Raw genomic sequence first — 13993 nt, forward strand, 5'->3', positions numbered from 1 at the left:
CTCAAAGTCACTTTTCGAGAGTGAACTGATTGATGTCGATCGAGCCGTTGCGGAACAGGTCGGCGCAGCCGGTGAGGTACTTCATGAATCGGTCGTACATCTCCTCCGACTGCACCTCGATGGCCCTGTCGCGGTTCGCCGCCAAGTTGGCCGCCCACGCTTCCAGCGTCAGGACATAGTGCGGCTGCAGGGAATGGGTGCGGGTCAAGGTGAATCCGGTCTTGGCCACGTGCTCTTCGATCAGTGCGGCCGACGGCAACTGCCCGCCCGGGAAGATCTCGGTGACGATGAACTTGATGAATCGGCACATGTCGAAGGTGAGCGGCAGGCCCCGACGGTGCATCTCATACGGGTGAAAGCCACAGATGGTGTGCAGCAACATGACCCCGTCGGCGGGCAGCGCATCGTATGTCTTCTCGAAATACGCGCCGTACTTCCGGTGGCCGTAATGCTCCATGGATCCGATGGAGATGATGCGGTCGACCTTCTCGTCGAAGTCCTCCCACCCTTGCAGTCGTACGTCGAAACCACGTCGGGTCGGGATGCGGGCGAGCCTGGCCTCCGCGGCGTCACGCTGCGTCTTGCTCAGCGTGAGGCCGATGACGTTGACGTCGTAGCGCTCGATGGCCCGTTGCATCCCGGCCCCCCAGCCACAGCCCACGTCGAGCAGGGTCATGCCGGGCTCCAGTCGCAGCTTGGACAGCGCGAGATCGAACTTGGCGATCTGGGCCTCGTCGGTGGTCATGCCGTCGCGCTCGTAGTACCCGCAGGTGTAGCCCATGGTGGGTCCGAGGAATAGGGCATAGAAGTCATCGGAGATGTCGTAGATCGACTGCATCAGCTCGAAATCGGCTTCGAGTGCGGTCACGGCGACACCCCCCCTGATTTCAGTTTGCTGGCAGGTTTGCCATTCAGCGTAGATGAAAGCCCTCGCGGACGCTCGGTCCTTGGGCGCGCTGGAGTTCGTGTTGACCGATAGCCAGTCTGCCGACTTAGCCAGAATTCGGCAGGCGGTTGCTCGGCTTGAGGCGCGCGTTATCGACGCCCGCGACCACCCGGTGGTGCGTGGCCGATAATCGCCCCTGGATCCACGCGACTGAGATTGCGTCCGTGCACGGTTCCGTCGATCACGGCCCCACGCGTGACCGTAAGGTCACCGCCCTCATTGATTACGTGCGGCCGTGAGATCGGCGGACGGATTCGTGCTTGTCTCGCTCGGTCGGCTTCTCAGGTGGGGAAATCGGCGCTGCGAGAGAGTGTTTCGTTCGCCCGGATGTTGGCCAGATGCTTCTCGAACGTATCGATCACGGCGTCGTATCCGCTGTTGCCCAGGACCAGCCGACGGGGCGGTGGGTCCTGAGCCATCGCCGTGATCACCGCACGGGCGCCGCGACGTGGATCGCCGGGCTGCGTACCGTCCATCCCGACGAAGGCGGCACGGACCTCTTCGAGCATGTCGTGGTAGTCCGGGATCGGCTCGTCGACGGGCTCGTTGGCGAATCCGGTGTAGGCGTTGGTGCGGAACGCTCCCGGTTCGACGGTCAAAACGGAAATGCCGTGTGGAGCGACCTCGTCGTGCAGCGCGTCGGTGATGGCTTCGATGGCGAACTTCGTCGCACTGTAGTAGCCGAATCCGGGCGCTGATACGAGCCCGGCCACCGAGGACACGTTGACGATCCACCCGTTTCCGCGGGCGCGCATCCCCGGCAGCACTGCACGCGTCACGGACAGCACTGCGAAGAAATTCAGCTCGAACATCGCCCGCACCGCGGACTCGTCCATCCCCTCGATCGACCCGTACCAGCCGCGCCCGGCGTTGTTGACCAGTACGTCGATGCCACCGAAGTGCTCCTCGGCGGCACGCACCGCACGCTGCACCTGCGTCGCATCGGTGAGTTCCAGTGGCACGACGAGAACGCGGTCGCCGTACTGCTCGGCCCACGTCGCCAGCTCCTGCGGACGCCGGGACGTGAGCACCACGCGGTCACCCGTCTCGAGGGCCGCCTCGGCGAACGCCATCCCGAAGTTGCCGGGGGTGCCTCCGGTGATGAACCATCGCCTGCTCATGGCTCGATCACCACCCGGCTGATGAGCGCGCCGTCGAAGGTGAAGCGGTAGTGCAGATCCGCGACCCCACCGGGAAAGTCGCCCTCCAGGTGCTGCCCGAGGTCGACGCCCGCGTCGGTCGTCGTGGCGCCGATGAACTCGGTGGTGTAGGTGTATTCGCTGGCCGCATTGGCGATCCAGGATCCGATCTCGTCATGGCCCGTGTAGTCGTGACCTTCATCGGTGACCACGGCCTCAGCGCTGAGTGTGGCCAGCGCTTGACCCACCTCACGGGCGTCGAGCGCAGTCATGAACGTTCTTACGGTGCCTGGGAGCGCATCCCAGTCTGTGGTGTTTGTCATGACCTCACGATGAATGTTCCCGTAAGGGGAGGGTCAACCCCTGGTTCGACTCACGGCGTGATGTTGACCTTCCCCCAGGGGGAGGCATGAGGATGGCCATGTTTCATCACGTGAGCGATACGAACGCCGAGGAGGACGCCATGGGCGCACAGGTCTCGATCGGAGACTTCGCAGTGATGACCAGTCTGAGTAGGAAGGCGCTACGCCACTACCACGACATCGGCATTCTCGAACCCGCCCACATCGATCCTCACACCGGCTATCGCTTCTATGACACCAGCCAGGTCGATCACGCCCACATCATTCGCAGGTTCCGATTGCTGGGCATGTCCATTCCCGACATCAAGGCGCTGCTGAGCACCGAAGACGCCGGTGCCCGCACCGACATCATCACCACCCATCTCGAACAGATGGAGGCTCAGCTGCAGCAGACCCGTGACACCGTGGGTGCGCTGCGCGAACTGCTCTCCCCGGTGCGTACTCCCAGCGACGTCACATCGCGCCACGAACCGGCGCTCGCCGTGTGGTCAGTCAGCGCCACCATCGACACCTCCGGGATCGATGACTGGTTCACGGCGTCACTTCGGACACTGCACCAGGCCGTCGCCACGGCAGCAGGCGGGCCGACCGCGGTGGTGCCGGGCGGCCTCTACGACCGTGAGCTGTTTCTCGAACAGCGCGGCAGCGCAACCATGTTCGTCAAAGCACCACCATCCGCGGATCCCCCCGAGGGTATCCGCGCCGAGGTCTTACCCAGGGCCGAATTCGCGGTGCTCACCCACCCGGGCGGTCACGACGGCATCGACCGCAGTTACGCGGCCCTGGGCATCTACGTCAACGAGCATCTGATCAGCAGCCAGGGGCCCATCCGTGAGCATTACCTCGGTGGCACGCCCACAGATCCGGCCCGGTTCACCGCAACCGAGATCTGCTGGCCGATCTTCAGCACCACCACGCCACCGCGATGAACGACACACACGAGCGCATCTAGCCGGAGAACACGTAAGCGCCCCTGTTCATAGGCGGTTGATTCTTGACGGATCTAGTTCGGTTGATCCTTGACACTCTTGTTGTGTTTTAGGTCTGGCCGCTGGAGCGGCAGGCCTTCTTGTTTCGTACCTCGCCGGTGCTGCGGCGGGCGGCGGTTTTGACCAGATCCTCGCCGATGAAGAACCGCAGCAGCTCGCCATCGACGTGGACATCGCAGCGAGCTCCGGCGTAGTGGCGGCCGATACTGACCTGTTGCCACGACACACAGACCACCCCGTTGGTGGTCACCGTTCGGCTGATCCAGTCGCTGCTGCTGCGATCGGGGCTGTGCTGTCGTGGTGTGGTCGAGCGGGTCGTGGTGGTGCCGGCGGTGAAGCGCTCAGCAGGGGTGGCCATCTTCAACGACTGATGCGGCCGGGTGGTGTTGTAGTCATCGACCCACTCATCGAGTGCTTTTTGGGCCGTCTTCAGATTAGTGAATGGTGCTGCGTTGCTGAGGAATTCAACACGCAGACTCCGGTGGAACCGCTCGATCTTGCCGGTCGTGGTCGGGGACCGCGGCTGGGTCAGCAGGTGCTCGATGCCGTGCTCGCGGCAGATCGCATCGAAGAGCACCTCCACCGGCGGATGGTTGAACCGGCCGGTGAACACCTTGCCGTTATCGGTCAGGATCTGCTCGGGAGCACCATAAGTGGCCAGCGCGGCGTGTAACCCGTCGCAGACAGCCCGGGTGCGTTCTCGACTCATCAGGTGGGCACACACGCACATCCGGGAATGATCATCGATCCCGGTCAACGCTTTAGCGCTGGTGCCATCGGCCAGCGGGAAACCGCCCACGACATCCATTTGCCATAGCTCCATCGGGGCGCCGCGTTCCCAGCGTTTCCACTTGCGCGAGCGCCGATCCCGCAGGTGCGGATCGATCATCTGCGCCCGGACCAAAGCGCGGTAGACCGCCGACTCCGAGGGCAGCGGAACCACACCACGCTTGGACAGTTCGAACACCAACCGACGAGGTCCCCAATACGGTCGCGAGCGGCGCAGCTCCAACACCACCGCCTCCACCTGCGCCGGCATCTGATGCGGACACGACACCGGCCGATGCGACCGGTCGATCAACCCTTCCAAGCCCTGCGCCTCATAGCGGGCCAACCACGCATGCAACGTCTGGCGCGACACCCCAACCTTCGATGCCACCTGCGGAATCGACAACCCATCGCTGATCACCGCCAACACAGCCTGATACCGCTGCTCAGCCACGCTCAACTCCCTCATCTAGGGAGTGTCAAGGATCAACCGAAGTAGGTGTAAAGCATCAGCCGAAACACTGTCGCCCATCACCCGAAGACAAAACGTCAACAATCAACCGAGGTCACACAAACACGTAAGCGCCCCCGGCAGGAATCGAACCTGCGACCTAGGGATTAGAAGGCCCTTGCTCTATCCGACTGAGCTACGGAGGCAGCGCGTCGACAGTCTAGCGGTGCAGATTTGCCGGAAGGGGCGCGTGTAGCCCTGTGTGAATTGAAATCTGGCTGAGCAAAGATCCACGGAAGCGTCAGTCGGTGCCGAAACGGGATAGCAACGCCTCCTGCAACCGGCGCACTTCCTTGAGCTTTTCGCGAAGTCGCAGCACCGGCTCGGGGGTCCGAGCGGCACCCCAGCCGGCGTCGCAGCGACTGGTCCAGCGGTGCTGGGCGACCGCGATCAAGTCCTCGAGTTCATCGATCTCGTCCTGCATCAGCTGGGCAAAGCGCCTAGCTTGAGCTGCGTCGTTGGGATGAAACGGCCGCGTCATCGAAGGACGTGGAAACGGCCGTCGCAGCGGTACGGGTGAACTCGCAGAGAACGCGGACTCGACGCGGGCAGTCAGTCCACCGGCGAAGCTGGGGGCGGGGTCCTCGAGAAGCATTCACAAATCGTCCTGTGAATTGCTCGACGTTTCCTGTCAGGCAAGTTCGCAGCCAACGCCGGGCCACCGTCTGTTCACTTTGCCGGCCCGGTTTCGCGGGGGACCCAGGGTCTAAAGACCTCAGTTCCTGAGAATTCCTCAGGTTCGGCCGAAGTTGGGTTATGGTGTGACGACTGGCACACGCAGACCCCTCCGCATCCGCGGTTGGCAAACGCGTTAGGCGGGCTAAGGACAAGGGGGTCTGGCAGCTCATGAGCAGTCCAATCGAGCAGGTCGCCGCGCGTTGCACGCAGGCGTTCAATACCGGGTCGCTGTTGCTGCGCGGCTCACCGGCCGCCGCCGGATGGGTGCTGGGGTGGCTCAACGCCGAGTTCGCGCCACAGGTCCTCACGGGTCACGCACTCGCGACCGTTTCCCCGCTGCAACGGGTCGCCTGCGCCCTGGCCGTCCAGAAGGCCGACAAGGTGCTCGACGCGGCGCTCGAGGAGACCTTCGGCAAGGACTACACCTCCCAGGTGCGGCATCCGCTCGACGAAGAGCCGGGGCACCGGCCCAACGTCGCGGCCGTCCTCGACGCCATGCATCATCGGCGCCGGTACGCGGCCACCACCCGGAACATTTCCTACGGCCCCCGAGGCCGCAACAACACCCTCGACATCTGGCGCCGCCCCGATCTGCCCGAGGGGTATCGCGCGCCGGTTCTCATTCAGGTCCCCGGCGGTGCATGGTCGGTGAACGACAAACGCGGCCAGGCCTATCCGTTGATGGCCCGGATGTCCGAGCTCGGCTGGATCTGCGTCACCATCAACTACAGCCGCAGCCCGCGCAATGCCTTCCCGTCGCACATCATCGACGTCAAACGGGCCATCGCCTGGGTGAAGGCCAACATCGCCGAATACGGCGGAGACCCGGACTTCGTTGCGATCACCGGGGGATCGGCCGGCGGTCACCTGAGCTCACTCGCGGCGCTGAGCGCGGGGGATGAGACCTTGCAGCCCGGCTTCGAGAGCGCCGACACCAGCGTGCAGGCCGTCGCGCCCTACTACGGCGTGTACGACCTGACCACCACCGACAAGATGCATCCGCTCATGATGCCGCTGCTCGAGCACGTCGTCGTCCAGCGCAGGTTGGAAGATAATCCCCAGATCTACCGTGACGCGTCACCGCTGCACCGCATCCATCGTGACGCCCCGCCGTTCTTCGTCCTGCACGGTGAGAGCGACGCCGTCATCCCGAGTGCGCAGGCCCGTGATTTCGTTGCGGCACTTCGCTATTCGGGACCCGCGACGGTAGCTTATGCCGAGCTGCCCAAGGCGCACCACGCCTTCGACACGATTGCGACCCTGCGCTGCCAACTGGCGGCAGAAGCCGTCGCGAGCTTCATGGGCATCGTTTACGGCCGCCACGTCGCGGCACGCAACGGCACGCAGAGAGTCGCGGTCGGCTCAGCGAGCTGAGATCAGGCGACCGTCATCAGGTAGTCCGCGGCGCCGGCGTAGACGATCGTCGACGGGCTCGGGGTGACCGCGGCGTTGACGATCTTGGTCGCGAACCCTTCGACCGTGGGCAGCGCGCCCATGGTCCCGTCGCCGGAGACCACCGTGAGGTGGATGCCGGCATGGTCCAGTTCGGAACGCATTGCGTAGAGCGCGGTTTCGCCGGCGCGCTTGCTGGCGGCCACTCGCCCATATCCCTTCGCCACCGCCTTGTGCGGATAGAAGTGGGCCTGGTGGCTGGTGACGAACACGATCCGCGAGCCGGCCGGCATCAGCGGCATGGCCAGCAGTGCAAGGCGGCGCTGAGCGTCGCGGTTCAGCCGCATCGCGTATCCCGGGTCCGCGCCGCTGTCCAGACCGCCGGAGGCGTTGAGGATCAAGGCATCGAGCCTGCCGAAGTGGGCGGTGACGTACTGCATCATCGCTTCGACCTCGACGGCGTCGGTGATGTCGGCAGCCAACGCCGTGGCGCTGCCACCCGAACTCCGGATGGCGTCGACGACTGCGTTGGCCCGCTCGGCGTTCTCTCGGTAATGCACGATCGTGTGGGTGTCGGGTGCGGTGAGCTGACGTGCGACTTCGGCTCCGATTCCTCGGGATGCACCAGTGATCAGCACGACGCGGACGAGTGGCTGCATTGCGGGTTCCTTCCGTTGCGGCACCACTCACCGTACACCGACTCTAAGAAAAATAAGGTAAAAATAAGATAACGCTGAGGCTACGGACGGTGGGTCGCTAGCGCGCCGCGGTGGTCTCCTGTGGCCGCAGCAGCGGCACCACCAACACGATCACGATCGTCCAGCCCAAAGCCGCCACCGGGATTGCCCACCCCCGCCGCATCGCCAGCGCGTGCTGGCATTGGTCGGCTTTGCCTGCGAACGTCGCCTGAACCAGGTCGGCGCTAAAACCGCTGCCGCACTTGATCTGTACGCCCCATGGATCGAAATCTGGGAGATACACCGGCCACCGCAGCGCGAGCAGGCCAAGTGTCAGCAGCGCCACTGCGACGACGGCTGCCACGATCTGCCGAACGGTCACGTCATGCAGACATTGGCGACCAGCAGCACCGGCCACGACACGATGGACCCCAGGAACGACACCACGAGGTCGGCGCCGTGCATCGAGTGCAGATGGTCGGTGTGGGTTGAGGACCACACCAGACCCACTGCGAGATAAGGGATCCCGATCAACAGGTTGATGCCGATCAGTTCGGCGATCGTCAGTTTGTAGTTCAACACCGACCGAATTTTCGTCAGCATGATGTCCTCCCGCCCCGAAGTGAGCCCAATGCTAGTGAGTGCGGCCGCTCGGGAGAGCCATTTGTGAGAAACTGTGTTCTCAGATTTGGGGGAGGGGCCGTGGACCAGATGATGACCAAATTGCGCCGACTGCTCAGCTACGAGGTCACCGTCGAGGCGGTGATCGAGATCGCGATGTGGCTTGCCATTCCCTATCTGGTGATCGGACTTGTCTGGGGCTTCTTCCACGCCGATGCGGTGCAGCAGCTCGAGGTCCAGCTCGGCCGAGTGCTGCCGGCCGGCGCCGAGGTCGGTGCCTACGGGTTGGCCGCGCTGCTGTGGCCGGTCCTGCTTCTGCTGCCGCCGCTCTGCCTCGCGTGAGGCGGTAACCGACTCGCAATCGAGACCCGCCGCCCCCGTGCGCCGACTAGCGTGGTTGGCGAGCGAAGCGAGGCAAGCCGTGGGCGCAGCAGGCGGTCGCGGAACGGGAGGATTTGGTGTCGATGAGGTGGGATCGATGAGCGGGACCGTCGACGTCAACGGTCTGCCGGAAGAACTCGGCCCGCTCGACATGCTGCTGCATCGCGGTGAGGCCAATCCGCGGACCCGGTCGGGAATCATGGCGCTGGAAATCCTCGACAGCACCCCGGACTGGACCCGGTTCCGGACCGCGTTCGAAAACGCGTCGCGCAAGGTGCTCCGGCTACGCCAGCGGGTCGTCGTACCGACACTGCCGACAGCCGCGCCGCGCTGGGTTGTCGATCCCGACTTCAACCTCGACTTCCACGTCCGCCGGGTTCGCGTTCCCGAGCCCGGCACTCTGCGTGAGGTGCTCGATCTCGCCGAAGTGAGCCTGCAGTCACCGCTGGACATCACACGGCCGCTCTGGACGGCCACCCTTGTCGAAGGACTCGAAGGCGGCAAAGCCGCCACCCTGCTGCACCTCAGTCACGCCGTCACCGACGGCGTGGGCGCCACCGCGATGTTCGCCGAGATCTACGACCTCGAACGCGAACCGGCGCCGCGGCCTGCGCCGCCACTGCCGGTGCCGCAGGACCTCACGCCCAACGACCTGATGCGCGAAGGGATCAACCAGTTACCCGGCGCCATTGTCGGCGGGCTGCTCGGCGCCGTCACCGGTGGGCTGGGGGTGGTTGGCCGCGTGGTGCGCAACCCCGGCACGGCCGTGTGGGACGTCGTCGACTACGCCCGCTCCGGACGTCGGGTGGTGGCCCGCGCCGCCGACCCGTCGCCGCTGCTGCGCCGGCGCAGCCTGTCGTCACGCAGCGAGGCGATCGAAATGCGGCTGTCCGATCTGCGCGCGGCCGCGCACGCTGCGGGCGGCTCGATCAACGACGCCTACCTCGCCGGGTTGTGCGGGGCGCTGCGGCGTTACCACGAAGCGCTCGGCGTGCCGGTGAACAGCCTACCGATGGCGGTGCCGGTGAGTCTGCGGGCCGAGGCCGACCCGGCCGGCGGCAACCGGTTCGCCGGGGTCAACCTCGCCGCACCGATCGCCGTCGTGGACCCGGCGGTGCGGATCCAGAAGATTCGCAAGCAGATGACGTCGCGGCGCGAGGAGGCTGCCATCGACCTGATGGGTGCCATCGCACCGGTCGTCGGGCTGCTGCCCGACGCTGTCCTCGAGGCGATGAGCGGTGCTGTCATCGGGTCTGACGTGCAGGCCAGCAACGTGCCCGTCTACGCCGGCGACACCTATATCGCCGGAGCGAAAGTGCTGCGGCAGTATGGGATTGGACCGTTGCCGGGGGTGGCCATGATGGTGGTGCTGGTCTCTCGCGGCGGATTCGCGACGGTCACCGCGCGCTACGACCGTGCCTCGATCACCGACGAGGACCTGTTCGCGCAATGTCTGCGAGAGGGTTTCGACGAGGTGCTGTCGCTGGCCGGCGACCCGCCGCCGCGGGTGGTGCCCGCGTCGTTCCCCGATGCCGTCAACGACTCCGCCCAACCCAGCCCGAACGGATCGGTGGCCTACTGATGAGCGATACGGAGATGCGCCTGCCCGGCTCGGTCGCCGAGGTGATGGCAAGCCCCGAGGGACCGCAGATCGGGGCCTTCTTCGATCTGGATGGCACGCTGGTGGCCGGGTTCACCGCCGTCATCCTGACTCGGGAGCGGTTCCGCAGCCGTGACATGGGCATCGGGGAGCTCATCACGATGATCGCCGCGGGCCTGAACCATCAGCTCGGCCGGCTGGAATTCGAAGAGCTGATCACCAAAGCGTCGCAGGCTCTTCGCGGACGCGCACTGAGTGATCTGCACGAGATCGGCGACCGGATGTTCGTGCAGCAGATCGAGAAGCGGATCTATCCCGAGATGCGCGAACTGGTGCACGCGCATATGGAACGCGGTCACACCGTCGTGCTCAGTTCCTCGGCGCTGACCCTTCAGGTCGAGCCGGTGGCCCGCTTCCTCGGTATCGCGAGCACGCTGACCAACCGGTTCGAGGTCGACGAGAACGACGTGCTGACCGGCGAGGTGGTGCGGCCCATCCTGTGGGGGCCGGGCAAGGCCAACGCCGTCCAGAAGTTCGCCGCCGACAACGACATCGACCTCAAGCAGTCGTATTTCTACGCCGACGGCGACGAGGACGTCGCGCTGATGTATCTGGTCGGCAACCCGCGGCCCACCAACCCCGAGGGCAAGATGGCCGCGGTGGCCCGCCGGCGCGGCTGGCCGATCCTGCGGTTCTCCAGCCGGGGCAGCGGTGGCCTGATGGGCCAGGTGCGAACGCTCCTCGGTGTCGGTGCGCTGGTGCCCGCCGCGACCGGCGCGATCTGGTGGGGGACGCTGACCCGCAGCAGACGGCGTGGCCTGAACTTCTTCACCACCGCGTTCCCGAACCTGTTGTTGGCCGTCAACGGTGTGAAGCTCAACGTCCTCGGTGAAGAGAACCTCCGTAAGCAGCGGCCCGCGGTGTTCATCTTCAACCACCGCAACAACGCCGACCCCGTCATCGCGGCGTCGCTGTTGCGGGACAACTGGACCGGAGTCGGTAAGAAGGAACTGAAGGACGATCCCGTCGTCGGAACGCTGGGCAAGCTGGTCGACACCGTCTTCATCGACCGGGACGACCCGAAGGCGGCGCTGGAAACCATGCACGAGGTCGAGAATCTGGTTGCTAAAGGCTTGTCGATCATGATCGCGCCCGAAGGCACCCGGTTGGACACCCGGACCGTCGGCCCGTTCAAGAAGGGTTCGTTCCGTCTGGCCATGGCCGCGGGGGTGCCGGTGGTGCCGATCGTGATCCGCAACGCCGAGGTGATCGCGTCCCGCGACTCCTCGACCATGAATCCCGGCGAGGTGGATATCGTTGTCTACCCGCCTCTTTCGGTGGAAGACTGGACGTTGGACGACCTGTCGGAGCGGATCGAAGGGGTTCGTCAGCTCTATCTGGACACGCTGAAGAACTGGCCGACCGGCGAGGTGCCGGAGCACGACATCTACAAGAAAGCTCCGGCCAAGAAAGCCGCCAAGAAAGCGCCTGCCACCAAGGCGGCCGCGAAGAAGACACCGGCCAAGAAGACCCCGGCCAAGAAGACACCCGCCAAGAAGGCAGCCGCCAAGTCGCAGTCGCCGAGCGCCAAGGGCCGCCGATGACCCACACCGACCACCTGGCCGACTTCAGCACCACCGACGACGCGCTGGTGCTGGCATCGGTGTCGTCGAAGGCGGAGTTCGAACTGCTCAACGACTGGCTGCACGCGCAGCGGCGGGCACACCCCGACACCAAGGTCGAGGTGCTGCGCCTGCCTGCCGGCGATCCGCCGCCCGGGGTGGTGGCCCAGCTCGTCGAGGAACTCGGCGTCGGGGAGGACCGGCTGGTCGTCCCGGTCCGGGTGTTCTGGGTGCCCGGCGGCCTACCCACCCGGGTCAAGATCGTCGGCCTGATCTCCGGACGGGACACCTACCGACCGCCAGAAGTGCTGCAGCGCAGAATCCTTCGCCGCGATCCGTCCCGTGCGCGCATCGTCGCCGGTGAACCGGCGAAGGTTTCCGAGCTGCGCCAGCAGTGGCACGAGAACACCGTCGGCGACAGCCCCCGTGATTTCGCGCGGTTTGTGCTGCGCCGCGCCAGACTGGCGATCGAGCGGATGGAGCTGCGGCTGCTGGGGCCGGAATACAAGTCGCCGCAACTGATCACCGACGAACTGATGTCGTCGACGCGTTTCATGGAGGGCCTGGAGAAGATTCCCGATGCCGAGCCCGCCAAGGCCGAGGAGATGCTCAACGAGCTCGCCACGGGCTGGAGCAGGTTCTCGGTCGACCTGATCCCCAACCTGGGGCGGGCGATCTTCAGCCGGGGCTTCGATCCCCGAATCGACTACGACAGCATGGAAATCGAGTCGATGCGGCGCGGCCTGGAAGACCATCCGGCGGTCTTGCTATGGTCGCACCGGTCCTACCTCGACGGCGTCATCGTCCCGGTGGCGATGCAGGAGAACCGGCTTCCGCCGGCGCACACCTTCGCCGGGATCAACCTCTCGTTCGGGTTCATGGGCCCGCTGATGCGCCGCTCGGGCGTGATCTTCCTGCGCCGCAAGCTCGACGACCCGGTGTACAAGTACGTGCTGCGGCAGTTCGTCGGTTACATCGTCGAGAAGCGATTCAACCTCAGCTGGTCGATCGAAGGCACCCGGTCGCGCACCGGAAAGATGTTGCCGCCCAAGCTCGGACTGCTCGCCTACGTCGCCGACGCGTATCTGGACGGCCGCAGCGAGGACATCCTGCTGCAGCCGGTGTCGATCAGCTTCGACCAGCTGCACGAGACCACGGAATACGCGGCCTACGCCCGTGGCGGCGAGAAGACGCCGGAGAGCGCCGAATGGCTGTACAAGTTCATCAAGGCACAGGGCGAACGCAACTACGGCAAGATCTACGTCCGCTTCCCCGAGGCGGTGTCGATGCGCCAGTACCTCGGCGAACCGGGCGGCCCGATCGCCTCGGATGAGGCCGCCAAACGGCTGGCCATGCAGAAGATGGCTTTCGAGGTGGCCTGGCGCATTCTGCGGGTGACACCAATCAACGCCAGTGGTCTGGTGTCGGCGCTGCTGCTCACCACCCGCGGCCGGGCGCTCACGCTCAACCAGTTGCACCACACCCTGCAGGATTCGCTGGATTACCTTGAGCGCAAACAGAACCCGGTGACCAACAGTGCCCTGCGGCTGCGCACACCCGACGGCGTACGGGCCGCGGTCGACGCGTTGTCCAATGGTCATCCGGTGACCCGGGTCGACGGCGGTCACGAGCCGGTCTGGCGGATCGCGCCGGAGCACGAGCACGAGGCGGCCTTCTACCGGAACACCTTGATCCACGCGTTCCTCGAGACCTCGATCGCCGAATTGGCGCTGGCCCACGCCGGTCGGGCGCCCGACGGCGATCGGGTGGAGGTGTTCTGGGATCAGGCGATGCGGCTGCGTGACTTGCTGAAGTTCGACTTCTACTTCGCCGATTCCGCTGCCTTCCGCGAGCACCTCGCCGAAGAGATGTCGTGGCAACGCGATTGGGAGATTCAGGTCGCCGCGGGCGGTGACGCGGTGGACAACCTGCTGCGCGACAAGAAGCCGTTGATGGCGCACGCCATGCTGCGACCGTTCATCGAGGCCTACACGATCGTCGCCGACGTGCTGTGTGACGCACCGGCCGACGTCGAGGAGAAGGAACTCACCAAGATGGCCCTGGGCGTGGGCGCCCAGTACGCCGCTCAGGGACGGATCCGTAGCAACGAGTCGGTGTCGGCGCTGTTGTTCACGACGGCGCGGCAAGTCGCCGCGGACCAGAACCTGCTGCAGGCCGGCCCGGATCTGCGGGAACGGCGACAGGCTTTCCTGCACGAACTGCGCAGCATCCTGACCGACATGGACCGCATCCACGAGATGTCCAGCGCCCAGTTCTATGCCCGTGAGCTCAGGCTGCGCGAGTAGC

The 13993-nt window shown here is 65.3% G+C and carries 14 protein-coding genes and 1 tRNA gene; 6 read left to right on the top strand and 9 right to left on the bottom strand.

Features of this window, described 5'->3' with window-relative positions; all coding sequences use genetic code 11:
* Nucleotides 1–7: 7 nt before the first annotated feature.
* The 3 genes from D3H54_RS09760 to D3H54_RS09770 all read right to left on the bottom strand — a co-directional run bounded on the left by D3H54_RS09760 (nucleotide 8) and on the right by D3H54_RS09770 (nucleotide 2408).
* Nucleotides 8–868 (bottom strand): cyclopropane mycolic acid synthase family methyltransferase, encoded by an 861-nt coding sequence (locus D3H54_RS09760; protein ID WP_286199191.1) that lies wholly within the window; start codon nucleotides 866–868, stop codon nucleotides 8–10.
* Between the two features lie 359 nt (nucleotides 869–1227).
* Entirely contained in the window at nucleotides 1228–2067 is an 840-nt protein-coding gene (locus D3H54_RS09765; RefSeq protein WP_149378871.1) for an SDR family NAD(P)-dependent oxidoreductase, read from the bottom strand.
* Complete coding sequence (locus D3H54_RS09770; RefSeq protein ID WP_149378872.1) at nucleotides 2064–2408, bottom strand: nuclear transport factor 2 family protein; 345 nt, start codon at nucleotides 2406–2408, stop codon at nucleotides 2064–2066. The genes D3H54_RS09765 and D3H54_RS09770 overlap by 4 nt, the downstream gene beginning before the upstream one ends.
* Nucleotides 2409–2548: 140 nt before the next feature.
* Between D3H54_RS09770 and D3H54_RS09775 the strand changes: the two genes are divergently transcribed.
* The gene (locus D3H54_RS09775) at nucleotides 2549–3376 is read left to right on the top strand and encodes a MerR family transcriptional regulator (protein ID WP_149383444.1); all 828 of its coding nucleotides are present in this window, start codon (nucleotides 2549–2551) and stop codon (nucleotides 3374–3376) included.
* 109 nt (nucleotides 3377–3485) lie between these two features.
* On the opposite strand, the gene D3H54_RS09780 is transcribed toward D3H54_RS09775, so the two are convergent.
* From D3H54_RS09780 to D3H54_RS09790, 3 genes are all read right to left on the bottom strand, one after another.
* The gene (locus D3H54_RS09780; RefSeq protein WP_149378873.1) at nucleotides 3486–4673 is read right to left on the bottom strand and encodes an IS481 family transposase; all 1188 of its coding nucleotides are present in this window, start codon (nucleotides 4671–4673) and stop codon (nucleotides 3486–3488) included.
* A gap of 114 nt (nucleotides 4674–4787) precedes the next feature.
* A tRNA-Arg gene (locus D3H54_RS09785) sits at nucleotides 4788–4861 on the bottom strand.
* A 95-nt stretch (nucleotides 4862–4956) separates the two neighbouring features.
* Nucleotides 4957–5310 (bottom strand): hypothetical protein, encoded by a 354-nt coding sequence (locus tag D3H54_RS09790; RefSeq protein WP_149378874.1) that lies wholly within the window; start codon nucleotides 5308–5310, stop codon nucleotides 4957–4959.
* 251 nt (nucleotides 5311–5561) lie between these two features.
* On the opposite strand from D3H54_RS09790, the gene D3H54_RS09795 reads away from it, so the two are divergent.
* The gene (locus D3H54_RS09795) at nucleotides 5562–6767 is read left to right on the top strand and encodes an alpha/beta hydrolase (RefSeq protein ID WP_149378875.1); all 1206 of its coding nucleotides are present in this window, start codon (nucleotides 5562–5564) and stop codon (nucleotides 6765–6767) included.
* A gap of 2 nt (nucleotides 6768–6769) precedes the next feature.
* On the opposite strand, the gene D3H54_RS09800 is transcribed toward D3H54_RS09795, so the two are convergent.
* The 3 genes from D3H54_RS09800 to D3H54_RS09810 all read right to left on the bottom strand — a co-directional run bounded on the left by D3H54_RS09800 (nucleotide 6770) and on the right by D3H54_RS09810 (nucleotide 8065).
* Nucleotides 6770–7444: an SDR family oxidoreductase gene (locus D3H54_RS09800; protein ID WP_149378876.1), complete on the bottom strand. Its 675-nt coding sequence runs from the start codon at nucleotides 7442–7444 to the stop codon at nucleotides 6770–6772.
* A gap of 97 nt (nucleotides 7445–7541) precedes the next feature.
* Nucleotides 7542–7844, bottom strand: coding sequence for a hypothetical protein (locus D3H54_RS09805; protein ID WP_149378877.1), 303 nt, complete (start codon nucleotides 7842–7844; stop codon nucleotides 7542–7544).
* Nucleotides 7841–8065, bottom strand: coding sequence for a hypothetical protein (locus D3H54_RS09810; RefSeq protein ID WP_149378878.1), 225 nt, complete (start codon nucleotides 8063–8065; stop codon nucleotides 7841–7843). The genes D3H54_RS09805 and D3H54_RS09810 overlap by 4 nt, the downstream gene beginning before the upstream one ends.
* A gap of 108 nt (nucleotides 8066–8173) precedes the next feature.
* On the opposite strand from D3H54_RS09810, the gene D3H54_RS09815 reads away from it, so the two are divergent.
* From D3H54_RS09815 to D3H54_RS09830, 4 genes are all read left to right on the top strand, one after another.
* Nucleotides 8174–8425 carry a hypothetical protein gene (locus D3H54_RS09815; protein WP_286199270.1) on the top strand — a complete coding sequence of 84 codons (252 nt, stop codon included), beginning with the start codon at nucleotides 8174–8176 and terminating at the stop codon, nucleotides 8423–8425.
* Nucleotides 8426–8561: 136 nt separating this feature from the next.
* Nucleotides 8562–10046, top strand: a complete 1485-nt coding sequence (locus D3H54_RS09820) for a wax ester/triacylglycerol synthase family O-acyltransferase (RefSeq protein WP_149378879.1) — start codon at nucleotides 8562–8564, stop codon at nucleotides 10044–10046.
* A complete protein-coding gene (locus D3H54_RS09825; RefSeq protein ID WP_149378880.1) occupies nucleotides 10046–11668 on the top strand; it encodes an HAD-IB family hydrolase/lysophospholipid acyltransferase family protein in 1623 nt (540 codons plus the stop codon). Before D3H54_RS09820 ends, D3H54_RS09825 begins: the two co-directional genes overlap by 1 nt.
* Nucleotides 11665–13992, top strand: a complete 2328-nt coding sequence (locus tag D3H54_RS09830) for a glycerol-3-phosphate 1-O-acyltransferase (RefSeq protein WP_149378881.1) — start codon at nucleotides 11665–11667, stop codon at nucleotides 13990–13992. The genes D3H54_RS09825 and D3H54_RS09830 overlap by 4 nt, the downstream gene beginning before the upstream one ends.
* Nucleotide 13993 lies beyond the last annotated feature (1 nt).

Origin of the sequence: Mycobacterium sp. ELW1 (assembly GCF_008329905.1) — a bacterium.
In the GTDB taxonomy this organism is placed as follows: domain Bacteria; phylum Actinomycetota; class Actinomycetes; order Mycobacteriales; family Mycobacteriaceae; genus Mycobacterium.